This is a genomic window from Arthrobacter sp. C152, assembly GCF_054890965.1.
The window spans coordinates 14,470-27,865 of the sequence record NZ_JBTZSU010000021.1; the positions used below are offsets into that span (position 1 = coordinate 14,470).

Here is a 13,396-nt window from a genome sequence, read left to right on the forward strand (position 1 = left end):
GCGGCGGGATCCGGCGCGGCCGTCAGCAGCCCAACACCGCAAGGCTTCCCGTCGCCGGGAAGCCGCCGCCGTGCGGATTGACCTTGGCGGAGATCGCCTGGCCCACGGTCTTGGCCTGGCGCAGGACTTCCTTGGGCGAGGGCGTGATCAGTTCTCCCACTCCCACCAGGTAAATGCCGATGGCCCGCATGGCGGCTGCCACGTTCCGGCCCACCGCCAGGCCGAAGTCGCTGATCATGCGGCGCAACTGGCTGTGGGCGCAGCGGGTCAGAACGATGTGGTCCGCCACCAGGATGCCGGTGGGGGTGTGCACCTGCCATTGTGGTGCACCGGCCCCGTCCGGGGCGTCCAGCATGGTGAGCTGGACGGCGCGGGTTGTATTCCGGACGTCCACGCTGTGGCTGGCTGCGTAGTTGCGCAGGTGGCGCAGGATCTCGTTGCGCTCGCGGAGGGTATCGGAATCTGCTGCGTCGCAGCGCTGCAGCGAAGTCGTGTTGGCCGGCTGCCCGGCGCCCAGCAGGTCCAGTCCGTCCACCACGATGGAGTCCACCCCGCGGCGCCGCAGCTCAGCCGCCACGGCCAGCCCTGACAGGCCTGTGCCGATGATGACAGTGGTGGTCTGTTCGGTCCCGGCACTCCCAGGCATGCTTGACACTACAGTTTCCCTCCTTCGAAGCTTCATCAGGTGCCGGCATCCTCGCCGGCGCGCCTGCCGGTGCCCCCAAGCACGGCCGCAGCGCAGGTCCGGGCGCGCGCTGACAGGAAGTGGCAGTCGGCGTCCCGGACCAACAATGTCCTGAAGACTACAGAACAATCGCGGCCGTGGGTAGCCCGAAACGCAAACAATCTTGACGGGGTGAAGGCGCTTTCCGCGCACCGCGCCGAAGGCTGTGGATAACCCCCTTTTCCCGGCCTGGCCACGCTTGCTAAGCCGTTTGCTTCGGAGAATAGTGGGCACTGGAAGGCGGACTTTTCACCGTGGCTCCGGCCGGGGACGGGATGCACGGAGAGCGGCCCGTTTTCTGGCAGAATAGCCGCAACATCAGGCAGTAACGCGAGGAGGCGGCCCCCATGGGCGCACAAGAGTTGCATCCGGACCCGGCGCGGGACGGTGGTGGTGCACCGGCCGCTCCCGAAGGCATCGTCGTAGGCGTCGACGGCTCCGAACACGGCCAGTGCGCCCTGGTGTGGGCCGCGCGCGAAGCCCAGCGCCGCCGTCGTCCCCTGCATATCGTCACCGCGTACTCCGTACCGATCTTTGCGGCGTCCGGCCTGGACGGCGGCTACGCCACGGTGGACGACTCCGTCATCCGTGAAGGAGCCGAGGCCATTGCCCGGCAGGCCGTGGACAAGGTTGCCGGCTACGACGTCGACGTCAGTTCCTCCGTGGAAAACGGCGACGCCGCCGGAGTGCTGCTGGAGATGTCCGGAAGCGCCGAACTGCTCGTGGTGGGCACCCGTGGCCGCGGCGGCTTCGTGGGCAGGCTCCTGGGCTCGGTGAGCAGCGCCCTGCCCGCACACGCCAAATGCCCCACCGTCACCGTCCCGTTGTTCTGTTCCGACCGGCTCGGCGAAACCACCGAGGATCGGCGCATCAAGGCTGAGCAGGCCAAAACCGGGCACCGGCAGGTGGAGAACGTCGTGGTGGTCGGCGTCGACGGCTCCGAACAGGCGCGCGTCGCCGTCCTGGAGGCCGCCGACCAGGCCGTGCGGCTCGGGGCCGCCCTCCGCGTTGTCTGCGCTGTGCCCCAGTACAGCGGCTCCCTCGCCTGGGTCCCCGCCCCGATGGACCGCAAGGCCCTGTTCGACGACATCCGGGTCACCCTGGACGCCGGCATGGCGTGGCTTCGAAGCCACTACCCGCGCCTCCAGGCCGACTACGAACTCAAGGACGGCTCACCAGTGGACGTGCTGGTGGAGGAAAGCCGGCACGTGGAACTCGTGGTGTTGGGCACCCGCGGCCGCGGCGGCTTCACCGGCATGCTCCTCGGCTCAACCTCCGACGGCGTCCTGCACCACGCCAAAGGCCCCGTCATGGTGGTCCCGGACCGCGAAGACCCGCGCCTTGCCGACCGCGCCCGCTTCGGGCCGATCCTCGGAGACGCGGCCTGACCCGCCCACGTTGAGGCCAGGAAACCGCGGACATGCAGCGGCACGGGACGCCCGGTGACGAGCCAGAGGGGCTTGTCCTGGATTTGCGCCGGCTCAACGCCGGCATGCTTGGGCTGGTGGGCGGCAAGGCAGCCAACCTGGGGGAACTGCTTGCCGCCGGGCTGCCCGTCCCGGACGGTTTCTGCCTGACGACCAGCGCGTACCGGCAGGCGGTCTCCGGTTCCGGAGCCTTGCTTCCCGGCCTGGCGCGCGTCTACGCCGCCCTGCACACCGGAACAGGTGCCGCCACAGAGATGCCCGACGTCGGGGCCCTGGCGGGGGCGGCCCGGGCCGCCATCCTCGCAGCCCCGTTTCCGGCGGCCGTTTCAGAGGCGGTGGCGCAGGCCTATGCGGCACTTGGGCACGATGTGCCGGTGGCGGTCCGGTCCTCCGCCACCGCCGAAGACCTGCCTTTTGCAAGCTTCGCCGGCCAGCAGGACACCTATCTCAACATCGTGGGCGTGCCTGCCCTGCTCGACGCCGTCCAGAAATGCTGGGCCTCGCTGTGGACGGACCGGGCCACCGCGTACCGGGCGAGCCTTGGGATCGATCCTGCCGGAGTAGCCCTTGCCGTCGTGGTCCAGCGGATGGTGGACGCGGACACGGCAGGCGTTATGTTCACGGCGAATCCGCTCACCGGCAGCCGGCGGCAGACCGTTATCGATGCCAGCCCTGGCCTGGGCGAAGCGGTAGTCTCCGGGGCGGTCAATCCTGACCATTTCGTGGTGGACGCACTCACCGGCAAGGTGCTGGAACGGAAAATCGGCGCCAAGGGCAGGGAAGTCCGCCCCCTTCCCGGGGGCGGGACGGAGGTCCGGGAGTCGCCGGGGGCCGGTGACGCTCCCTGCCTGGCCGATAGCCAGGTGGCAGGACTTGTGCGGCTCGGGCAGCAGGCCGAAGCGCACTTCGGTGCCCCGCAGGACACTGAGTGGGCCATCGACGGCGCCGGCACCCTGTGGCTTACCCAGTCCAGGCCGATCACCACGCTGTACCCGGTCCCCCAACGCAACGGGGCCGGGACCAACGGGGCCGGGAGCCATGGGTCCGCGGGCGGGACCAGGGCCTACCTCTGTTTCAGCCTCGCCCAGGGGCTCACCCGGCCGCTCACGCCCATGGGCCTCGCCGCTATCCGCCTCATTGCCTCCTCCGTCGCCACGGCGGCCGGTTTCCCGGTGCCGGATCCGCGCCGCGGACCGTCGCCCTACGCCGAGGCCGGGCAGCGGATCTATATCGACTTCACCACTCCGCTCCGCAGCGCAGTGGGCCGGCGGATCGTTCCCAGGGTTTTCGACATCATGGAGGCCCGGACGGCGGCGGTCATGCGGCAGCTCTTCGAGGACCCGGCCTTCTCGGTGACCAGCCGGACACCGTTCGGGCTGCTGCACCACGTGGGGCCGGTGGCGGCCCGCGCCAAAGTCCCGGCCACCCTCCTGCGCGCGCTGGCACGGCCCGAGGCTGCCCTCCGGCGGCTGGACCGCTTCACCCGGGACTTCGACGCTTCCCTGGCACTGGGCGGCGAAGCCGGCCCGCTGGCACGGCTCGACCACGCCGAATCACTGCTGGGGTCGCGCCTTTTCCAGATCATTCCGGCCATCCTTCCCCTGCCCGCCGCAGGGTTCGCGATGCTGGGCGTTGCGGGGAAACTGCTCGGCGGCCCGTGGGATGACCTGCAGCCGGTGATCCGGGGCCTGCCGAACAACATCACCACGCAGATGGACCTGGAGCTGTGGCACCTCGCTGAGGCAATCCGGGACGATGCCCAGTCACGCACCACCCTCATGTCCGGCGACCCCGCCCTCCTGGCGGAGGCTTTCCGGGCAGGGCAGCTGCCCGCCCGCCTGGATGCCGGGCTGACCCGGTTCCTGGAACGGTACGGCCACCGGGCGGTGGCCGAAATCGACGTCGGGCAGCCGCGCTGGTCGGAGGACCCAGCGCACATCCTGGGCATCCTGGCCAACTACCTGCGGCTGGACAACCCGGCCCTCGCGCCCGATGTCCAGTTCAGCAAGGCAGCCGAGGAAGCGGAAGCCCAGGTGGACCGGCTCGCCGCCCGTGCCGCCGCCCGCGGCAGGCTGCGTGGAATGTTGGTGCGGGGCGCGCTGCGCAGGGCGAGGCTGTTCGCGGGCCTCCGGGAGCTGCCCAAGTACCAGCTGGTGGGAGGCCTGGGGGAGGTCCGCCGGCAGATGCTGCTGGTGGGGCGGGCACTTGCGGACTCCGGCAGCCTCGAACAGCCGGATGACGTGTTCTTCCTGGGGTTCGACGAAGCCCGGCACGCGCTGACCGGGCCCTCCGGGGACTCGGGGAACTCCGCGAACGCGGGTACGGCGTTCCCGGACTTCCGGGCACTCGTGGCGGCGCGGCGGGAAGACTACGACCGCGAGCTCGGGCGCCGGCACATCCCCCGTGTGCTGCTCTCGGACGGAACGGAACCCGAAGCGGTGCGGACCGCCGTCGTAAGCGCAGCCGAAGGAACCCTCACCGGCAGCCCGGCCTCCGCAGGAACGGTGACCGGTGTTGCCCGCGTCATCCTGGACCCAGTGGGCGCGCGCCTGGAGCCGGGGGAAATCCTGGTTGCCCCGTCCACGGACCCCGGATGGACACCGCTGTTCCTGACCGCCGGGGGCCTGGTGATGGAGATGGGCGGGCCCAATTCGCACGGCGCGGTCGTGGCCCGGGAATACGGCATCCCTGCCGTCGTAGGCGTGGCGGACGCCACGATTGCCATAGCGACCGGACAAACAATAACGGTCGACGGCGGCTCCGGAACCGTGGTGCCGGAGCGCTCCGCCGCGCTCCAGGATTAGGGGCCTGGGGCGGGTATGGACCCGCCGGCACGGGCGTACGCTTGAGCTATGGGCTCCAACGGACCGGATTCCACTGATCGGCTTCAACAGGGCAGCGGCCCGGGCCGCCGGGCATGGCTGCGGTGGCTTCCTGCCGTCGCGGCGCCGGCGGTGATCGCCGCGGGTGTCCTGGCCGGCTCCATCCCCGCACGTGCCGGCGATCCCCTTCCCGCCAAGACCCCGGCGCAGGTGCTGGAACTGCTGGGAACCCACCAGGTGCGTTCCTTCTCCGGGACCGTGGAGCAGTCTTCCGAACTCGGCCTGCCCGAACTGCCGGCGGCCGGTAAGACGGCCGGGCCGGCCGCCACCGGCGGTGCAGCGTCGGTGATCGAGCTGCTGTCCGGCGACCACACGGCCCGCGTCTACGTGGACGGCAAGGACAACGCCCGGCTGCAGATGGTGGACCAGCTGGCCGAACGGGACGTCGTCCACCACGGCAACGACGTCTGGTTCTACTCATCGAAGGACAACAGCGCCGCCCACCTCACCCTCCCGGCGCACACCGCCGACCACGCCCGTCCGGACGGCGGCCGGGACATGCCTGCGATGCCCACACCCGGCGACCTGGCACAGCAGTTCCTGGCCAAGGTCGAGCCCACCACCTCCGTCACGGTGGGACCGGACGTAGCAGTCGCGGGCCGGGCTGCCTACAACCTGGTCCTTGAACCGCGCACGGATGCGACCCTCGTGGGCCGCGTGGCCATCGCCGTCGACGGGAGGAACGGCATGCCCCTCTCCGTCCAGGTGACCGCCCGCGGAGCGGACCAGCCCGCCTTCCGGACCGGCTTCAGCAGCCTCTCCCTGGAGGCCCCGGACCCGTCGCTGTTCACCTTCGCTCCACCGCCAGGCAGCAGCGTCAAGGAAATCCAGGTCCCGGACAAGCAGCACCTGCCCGCCAGCGTCCACGAACCCGGCATGGCCATCACGCCCGAACAACTCCTTGCGCAGATGACGGCCAAGGGCCACGTCGTGGTGACCGGCAAGGGCTGGGACACCGTGGTGGGCCTGCCCGCCCAAGCGTCATCCGGCTCACCGGCCGAGGCGCTGCTGCAGGATCCGCTCCTGTCCCAGGCCGCCGTCGTCGTTCCCGGCGGACACCTGCTCTCCACCGCCCTGCTGAACGTGCTCATTACCGACGACGGACGCATCTTCGCCGGGATGGTGCCGCCGGAGAGGCTGCAGGCCGCAGCGGCTGCGGCACAGTGAGCGCGGCACAGTGAGCGCCGCCGCGGACTCCGCCGGCCTGGCGATCGAGACACATGGCCTGAGCAAGCGGTTCGGGCAGCAGCTGGCAGTCGACGGCGTGGACCTTGCCGTCCCGCATGGAACCGTGTTCGGCTTCCTGGGACCCAACGGGTCAGGCAAGACCACCACCATCCGGATGCTGCTGGGCCTTGCGGGCGCCTCTGCCGGTACGGTGAGCCTGCTCGGCGTGGAGATGCCGCGCAGGCTCCATGAGGTGTTGCCACGCGTCGGCGCCTTGGTGGAGGGCCCCGCGTTCTATCCCTTCCTGTCCGGCGCGGCGAACCTCCACCGGCTGGACTCCGCCAGTCCGCACACCGTCCCGGCAACGCGCAAGGCGAGGGTGGACCGGGCCCTGGAACGGGTGGGCCTGGGACATGCAGCGGCCAAACGCGTGCATGCCTACTCCCTGGGGATGAAGCAGCGCCTGGGGATAGCAAACGCCCTGCTGTCACCACGGGACCTGCTGGTGCTGGACGAACCCACCAACGGACTGGACCCGCAGGGGACGCGGGAGGTGCGGAACCTGGTGCGGTCGCTGGCCCACGAAGGTACCACCGTGTTCGTTTCCAGCCACCTGCTCGCGGAGGTGGACCAGATGTGTACCCACGCGGCGGTGATGAGCGCCGGCAGGCTGGTGGCCCAGGGCCCGCTGGCCGGGCTGCGCCAGGCCGGTACGGCGCGGATCCGGCTGGTGACCCCCGACGGCGGCGCCGCACGGCAGGTGCTGGCAGGCCTCGGCCTGGACCCGCAGCCGGCAACTGGCGCGGGGGGCGGGGCTGCGACGGCGCCGGGGCAACCCGACGGCGAAAGCATTGTCGCGGCGCTGGACGGGATGAAAGCGCTGGGCAGGATGAGCGGGCAGGGCGGGATGGACAGGCCGGACGGCCAGGACGGCCGCGACCCGGGGGCCGTGGTCCTCCCGGAGGAAGTGGTGGCGCGCCTTGTCCGCGCCGGCGTCCGGGTCCGGGGCTTCGCCGTCGAACGCGAAAGCCTGGAGGACCGCTTTGTTGCCCTCACCGGGGAAGGATTCGACGTTGCCCAGTAGCGTACCCGCCGACACGCCGGATGCCGCGGCAGCGGCAACAACCCGATCCCCAGCCGCGCCCCGCCGCTCCGGGTTCTCACTGCTGGGCTCGGAACTGAAGGTCCTGTTCGGGCGGCGGCGGACCTGGGCCCTGCTGCTGGCGCTGGCCGCCATCCCTGTGCTCATCGCGGTTGCCGTGCGGGTTTCCTCCGGGGTGGCACCCGGCCGCGGCCCTGCGTTCCTCGACCGGATCACCCAAAACGGCCTGTTCGTGGCGTTCACAGCCATGCTGGTGTCCGTGCCGCTGTTCATGCCGCTCGCGGTGGGCGTGGTGGCCGGGGACACCATCGCGGGGGAGGCGAACCTGGGGACCCTGCGGTACCTGTTGGTGGCACCGGCCGGCCGGGTGCGGCTGCTCCTGGTCAAGTACGCCGGCGCGCTGGCCTTCTGCGTGGTGGCGCCCCTGACCGTGGGTGTCGCCGGGGCGGCCATCGGGGCGGCACTCTTCCCGGTGGGCCCGGTGACGCTTCTCTCCGGGGGAGTGGTCCAACCCTCCGAGGCCGCCCTGCGCATCGTGCTGATCGCCGCCTATCTTGCGGTGTCCCTGGCGGGCCTGTCGGCGGTGGGGCTCTTCCTGTCCACCTTGACGGTGGTTCCCGTGGGCGCGATGGCGGCCACGGTGGTGGTATCGGTGGTTTCGCAGGTACTGGACCAGTTGCCGCAGCTGGAGTGGCTGCATCCGTGGCTGTTCAGCCATTACTGGCTGGGGTTCGGCGACATGTTGCGCCAGCCCTTGCTGTGGGACTCGTTGGGCAGCAACGCCCTGCTCCAGGCGGGCTACATCGTGGTGTTCGGCACGCTCGCCTACGGCCGCTTCACCAGCAAGGACATCCTGAGCTGAGGGGCCGGTCCGGCGCGCCGTTACTGGGTTCAGCCGCCTGGTTACCGGGTTCAGTAGCGGGCCGCGTACGGGTAGAGGTCCATGCCCACCATCGAGCTGATGGCTGACACCGTGATGCCTTCCTGCGGATTCAGCGCCTGCACCACCTGCCCGTTCCCCAGGTAGATGGCCACGTGGTAGAAACTGCCGGGCGAACCCCATACCAGCAGGTCGCCGCGGCGGGCCTGGGAGATGGGGACGTGGACAGGTGCTGCGGCGTACTGCTGGGTGGCCGTGCGCGGCAGGTAGGTCCCGGCGGCGGCGAAGGCGTTCTGGACCAGCCCGGAGCAGTCAAAGCCGTACAGGCCCGTGCCGCCCCACTGGTAGAAGTACGGCGCCCCCACCTTGCCCATGGCAACTGAAATTGCCACCTCGTACGAGCCGCTGCCGGTCGACGGCGCGGGTGCAGGGGCCGGCGCGGGCGCGGGGGCGGGGGCCGGTGCGGGGGCAGGGGCCGGCGGGGGCGCGGGGGCGGGTGCGGCAGCGGGTGGGGCTGCCGGGGCGTCCGGCACCGGCGCAGCCGGAGCAGGTGCAGCAGGTGCCGGCGCAGCGCCTGAGCCGGTGGACTGTTGCGGCGCTGCTGCACGACCGCCCCTTTGGTCCTGCGCCGCCCTGTCGGCGGCCGCCGACAAGGCGGCCAGCCGCTCCTCTTCCCGCTGCCGGTCCAGGGCATCCACGCGGGCGGACTCCAGTGCCACCGTGGTGTTGCGAAGCTGTGCCAGCTGGTCCACCAGGACAGTACGCTGCGCCTTCGCATCGGCAACGGCCTTGGCCTGGGCGGCGTTGGCCTGCTCCGCCTGCGTCTTGCGCTGCTCCGCAGTCCTGGCGGCGTCGTCAGCGGCTTTGGTGGCGTCCTCGGCGGCGGCGGTGAGCGAGCGGTACGCCGCAGCCGCCGCGTCTGCGGTTTCAAAAGCACGGCTGCGGCTGGCAGAGAGCGCCTGGAGCGTGGCGGCCTGCTGCAGACTTTCGCCGCCGCTGGCAAGGGTCCCGAGGGTGGGATTGAGGCCGCCGTTGCGGTACAGGTCCCCGGCCAGCTGCCCTACCTGCTTCCGGGCTTTGTCCTGCTGCTCACGGGCAGTGGAAGCCCGCGCTGCAGCGAGCGAGGCCGCGTCGGTGCGCTGCTGCAGCTCCACCAGCGCCTCGCTGTAGGCGTTGTTGGCCTGCATCGCCACGGCAAAGGCGGCCTGCTGGCTGGCTGCTGCACCGGCCAGGATGCGCTCGATCTCCGTCACCTGGCCTGCCGTGGCGGCCTCGCTGGCCTTCGCTGCCGCAATGTCCTCCGGCGAAGGGATCTCGGGCGACGCCGGCACAGTCCGGGAAAAGAGCGGTCCCGGTACGGCCGCCGCGGGCGGTGCCACAGTTGCGAAGAGTACGACGGCGGCGCACAGCACGGCCGTCCTGCGTCCCGACCCGGGTAAAGCCATGTGAAGAGACCTCGCAACGGTAGAGGCTGGGAGGTCCTGGATGGGGCACACGTGTGCCCTGAGCTGCCCGCCAGCAGTCCGAGGTTACGTGAGCGTTTGCACTTTGGCAACAACAGTCACATCAATAACATAAACCACAAGCGTGTCATTAGCGCGGACGTAAGGGCAGCGTGTCGCGGCTCAGGCGTGCTGGTGCGCCTCGTGCTCGGAATGGCTGGCCGGCTCCAGCTGGAACGTGCAGTGGTCGGTGTCGAAATGGCTGCCCAGGCAGCTGACCAGTTTGTCCAGGAGCTGGTCGGCGCCCCGGGCATTGAGCACGCCATCCTCCACCACGACGTGGGCGGAGAAGACCGGGACCCCTGATGTGATGGTCCAGATGTGGATGTCATGGACGTCGGTGACGCCCTCGACGGACAGGATGTGCTCGCGGATCATCTGCACCTCCACACCCTTCGGGCTGGCCTCGAGCAGGACGTCCACCACATCCCGCAGCAGGCTCCAGGCCCGCGGCAGGATCAGCAGGGCAATCAGGACCGAAGCGATGGTGTCTGCCGCCTCGAAACCCGTGAGCATGATGACCACCGCGGCGACGATGACGGCGGCCGATCCCAGGAGGTCGCCGAGCACTTCGAGGTAGGCGCCCCGGACGTTCAAGCTTTCGTCCCGTGCCCCGCGCAGGATCAGCAGCGACGCCAGGTTGGCCACGGCGCCGAGGACTGCGGCAAAGAGCATGATGTCCGTCTGCACTTCCGGCGGTGCCCCGAAGCGCCGGATGGCCTCGGTGAAAATAACGACGGCGATCACGATCAGGATCAGCGCGTTGGCCAGCGCGGCGAGCACCTCGGCGCGCTGGTAGCCGTAGGTCCGCTGGTCGCTGGCCGGCCGGCCGGCGATCCACGCCGCCAGCAGGGCGATGGTGACGCCTGCCGCGTCGGAAAGCATGTGGCCGGCGTCCGCCAGCAGGGAAAGCGACCCGGACAGGACGGCGCCGGCAATCTGGATTACGACGACGCCCAGCGTGATCGACAGGACCGCCACCAGCCGCTTCCGGTGCCTGCCGGTGGCGGTGATGCCGTGCGCGTGGCTGTGGTCGTGTCCCATGCTTACAGGCTAGCCCCAGCCCAGCTGGTGGAGCCGCTCGTCCGAAATGCCGAAGTGGTGGGCGATCTCGTGGACCACTGTCACGGCCACTTCATGGATGACGTCATCCCGCGACGCGCAGATCTCCAGGACGGGTTCGCGGAAGATGGTGATGCGGTCCGGGAGGGAACCGGCGTCCCACCAGGAATCGCGTTCGGTCAGCGGGACCCCCTCGTACAGTCCCAACAGCACGGTATCGGGGTCCTCTCCAGGCCCCGCGACGTAGTCGTCCTCGATGAAGACGGCCACGTTGTCCATGGCGCGGGCCAGCTTCTCCGGGATGCTGTGGAGGGCGTCCCGGACGGCGGCTTCGAACTCGTCGGCTGACATGCTGAAAGCTGAGGGCTCGTGCGGACCGTCAGGAATGATGGGCAGGCCCGGCGGGAGGCTGGCTGGCATACCCCGACTCTAGCTCCGGATCTGCCGTTTGCGGGGTGTGCGTGCCCGCCGCCGGGTCAGTGCCACGCCGGCCAGGCACACCACACCGCCCACCAGGCCCCAGATGGTGGGGATCTCGCCCAGCAGAAGCCAGGAGATGAGGACCGTGGTTCCGGGAACCAGGTAGGTGGTGGCGGCCAGCCTGCCGGCGTCGACCAGGGACAGCGCGTAGGCCCAGGTGGTGAACGCGACGGCCGTCGGAAACACGCCCAGGTACACCAGCGCCCACGTCGCCTGCGGCGGTGCGGCCTGCACTTCGGAGGCAAGCTGGCCGGCGAAGGGGACGCAGCACAGGGCACCCACCAGGATCCCGTACCAGGTGGCCTGGGCGGCGGGGATCTTCCGCACCACAGGTTTCTGGATGATGACGCTCACGGCCGCGAGCACAGCGGCCAGGAGGCACAGCGCAACCCCCGCGAGGTCCGCCGTCGCGCTTTCCCCCGGGTTCCGGGGCCGGCCGGACCCCAGGGCGATCAGTGCCACCCCGGCAAAGGCCACGGTGCTGCCGATCAGCAGCCAGCGCGGAAAGCCTTCCTTGAGGAAGATGCCGGCCATGATGGCCACCAGGATCGGGTTCACGTTGATCAGCAAGGCGCTCGTCCCGGCGTCCAGGATGTGCTCGGCGGCGTTCAGCGCCACGTTGTAGCCGCCGAACCACATCACGCCGTAGGCGAGGATGGGCAGCCACTCCCGGCCCCGGGGCAGGTTCCGGCTGTTCCGCAGCTGCGGCAGGACCAGGAAAGCCAGGACGACGGCGGCGATCGCCAGGCGGCCAAGCGTCAGGGAACCGGGCGAGAAGTTGGGGCCGATGGCCCGGATGCCCACGAAGGCGGAAGCCCACAGCGCCACGGTGACCGCCATGGCGGCCACCCCCAGCGCCTTGGCGGGGGACGCCGGGGCGGCGGTCGCCGCAGTATGTGGCTGGCGGGAGGCGCTGGAGGAGGGCATAACGCCAATGTATCGGGGCGCGGAACCGCCCGCTGGCGGAAATCGGCCACCTCGTGGCACCAGCCGTTTCCGGGCCGCACGGGCGGTGGCTTCGCTACTGCGACGACGCCCAGTCGAGCAGCTTTTCCACGGGCCAGGTGGTGATGATCCGTTCCACGGGAACACCATTGCGGGCTGCGCGCTCGGCGCCGTACTGCAGGAAGTCCAGCTGGCCGGGTGCGTGGGCGTCGCTGTCGATCGAAAACAGGCAGCCGGCCTCCAAAGCCTGCTGGATCAGGACATCCGGCGGGTCCTGGCGCTCGGGCCGGGAATTGATCTCCACGGCCACGTTGTGTTCGGCGCATGCCGCGAATACTTCCTCGGCGTCGAATTCCGACGGCGGCCGGGTCCCGCGCCCGCCCTCCACCAGGCGCCCCGTGCAGTGTCCCAGGACGTTGGTCTGCGGGTCCGTGATGCCGCCCAACATGCGCCTGGTCATGGTCTTCCGGTCTGCGCGGAGCTTGGAATGGACGCTGGCCACCACGATGTCCAGGCGTGCCAGCAGGTCCGGCTCCTGGTCCAGTTCGCCGGATTCGAGGATGTCCACCTCGATGCCGGTCAGGAGTCGGGTGGGGTTGCCGTTGCTGTTGATGGCTTGCACAACGTCCAGCTGGTCAAGGAGCCGCCCGGCTGTCAGTCCGTTCGCGATCGTCAGGTTGGGGGAGTGGTCGGTCAGGGCCAGGTACTCCCGGCCCAGCACCCCGGCGGCGTCCACCATCAGCTCGATGGGGGAGCCGCCGTCGGACCACTCGCTGTGGCTGTGCAGGTCGCCGCGGAGGGCACCCAGGATCTCCCCGCCGCCGGACGCGAGCGGCTCGGCGCCCTTCTCGCGCAGGTCCGCCAGGTAGTCCGGTATTTCTCCCTCCACCGCCTGCCGGATGACCGAGAAAGTCCGGTCCCCGATGCCCTTCATGGATTTCAGCCGCCCGGTCCGGGCCCGCTCGGCCACTTCCTCCGGCGACAGCGCGCTGATGGCCGCCGCCGCTTTGCGGAAGGCCTGGACCTTGAAGGTGGCGGCGCGTCCGCGCTCCAGCCAGAAAGCAATCTCATTGAGTGCTGCAACGGCATCCATCCGTCCATCTTCACCCGAGGGGCCGTTTGCTGGCGGCAATTTTGGCCGATTTTGGAATATTCCCGCCTAGCCCCTATAGTTGTTGAGTCCCGTTCGGAGAAACGCAAAGGACAAAGACGCAAAGCCCCGCTT

Annotated in this window: 11 protein-coding genes; 5 read left to right on the top strand and 6 right to left on the bottom strand. The window is 70.1% G+C overall.

Annotated features, from left to right (window positions below; all coding sequences use genetic code 11):
• Positions 1-22 precede the first annotated feature (22 nt).
• A complete protein-coding gene (locus tag ACYSM9_RS14375) occupies positions 23-646 on the bottom strand; it encodes an NAD(P)-binding protein (protein ID WP_461857678.1) in 624 nt (207 codons plus the stop codon).
• Positions 647-1,071: 425 nt separating this feature from the next.
• Here ACYSM9_RS14375 and ACYSM9_RS14380 point away from each other — a divergent pair, with 425 nt between their 5' ends.
• From ACYSM9_RS14380 to ACYSM9_RS14400, 5 genes are read left to right on the top strand one after another with little or no spacing between them, the layout of a single operon-like run.
• Entirely contained in the window at positions 1,072-2,112 is a 1,041-nt protein-coding gene (locus ACYSM9_RS14380; protein WP_461857630.1) for a universal stress protein, read from the top strand.
• Positions 2,113-2,144: 32 nt separating this feature from the next.
• Positions 2,145-4,955 (top strand): PEP/pyruvate-binding domain-containing protein, encoded by a 2,811-nt coding sequence (locus tag ACYSM9_RS14385; protein WP_461857631.1) that lies wholly within the window; start codon positions 2,145-2,147, stop codon positions 4,953-4,955.
• Positions 4,956-5,003: 48 nt separating this feature from the next.
• The gene (locus ACYSM9_RS14390) at positions 5,004-6,200 is read left to right on the top strand and encodes a LolA family protein (RefSeq protein ID WP_461857632.1); all 1,197 of its coding nucleotides are present in this window, start codon (positions 5,004-5,006) and stop codon (positions 6,198-6,200) included.
• 10 nt (positions 6,201-6,210) lie between these two features.
• Positions 6,211-7,284 carry an ABC transporter ATP-binding protein gene (locus ACYSM9_RS14395; RefSeq protein WP_461857633.1) on the top strand — a complete coding sequence of 358 codons (1,074 nt, stop codon included), beginning with the start codon at positions 6,211-6,213 and terminating at the stop codon, positions 7,282-7,284.
• Positions 7,274-8,164, top strand: coding sequence for an ABC transporter permease (locus tag ACYSM9_RS14400; RefSeq protein WP_461857634.1), 891 nt, complete (start codon positions 7,274-7,276; stop codon positions 8,162-8,164). Before ACYSM9_RS14395 ends, ACYSM9_RS14400 begins: the two co-directional genes overlap by 11 nt.
• A 50-nt stretch (positions 8,165-8,214) precedes the next feature.
• Here the strand turns inward: ACYSM9_RS14400 and ACYSM9_RS14405 are convergent, their stop codons facing one another.
• The 5 genes from ACYSM9_RS14405 to ACYSM9_RS14425 all read right to left on the bottom strand — a co-directional run bounded on the left by ACYSM9_RS14405 (position 8,215) and on the right by ACYSM9_RS14425 (position 13,264).
• A complete protein-coding gene (locus ACYSM9_RS14405; protein ID WP_461857635.1) occupies positions 8,215-9,627 on the bottom strand; it encodes a C40 family peptidase in 1,413 nt (470 codons plus the stop codon).
• 180 nt (positions 9,628-9,807) lie between these two features.
• On the bottom strand, positions 9,808-10,728 hold the full coding sequence (locus tag ACYSM9_RS14410; protein ID WP_461857636.1) for a cation diffusion facilitator family transporter: 921 nt from the start codon (positions 10,726-10,728) through the stop codon (positions 9,808-9,810).
• Positions 10,729-10,737: 9 nt separating this feature from the next.
• Positions 10,738-11,166, bottom strand: a complete 429-nt coding sequence (locus ACYSM9_RS14415; protein ID WP_461857637.1) for a metallopeptidase family protein — start codon at positions 11,164-11,166, stop codon at positions 10,738-10,740.
• Positions 11,167-11,175: 9 nt separating this feature from the next.
• Positions 11,176-12,153, bottom strand: coding sequence for a DMT family transporter (locus tag ACYSM9_RS14420; protein WP_461857638.1), 978 nt, complete (start codon positions 12,151-12,153; stop codon positions 11,176-11,178).
• Positions 12,154-12,247: 94 nt separating this feature from the next.
• Positions 12,248-13,264 carry a PHP domain-containing protein gene (locus ACYSM9_RS14425; protein WP_461857639.1) on the bottom strand — a complete coding sequence of 339 codons (1,017 nt, stop codon included), beginning with the start codon at positions 13,262-13,264 and terminating at the stop codon, positions 12,248-12,250.
• Positions 13,265-13,396 lie beyond the last annotated feature (132 nt).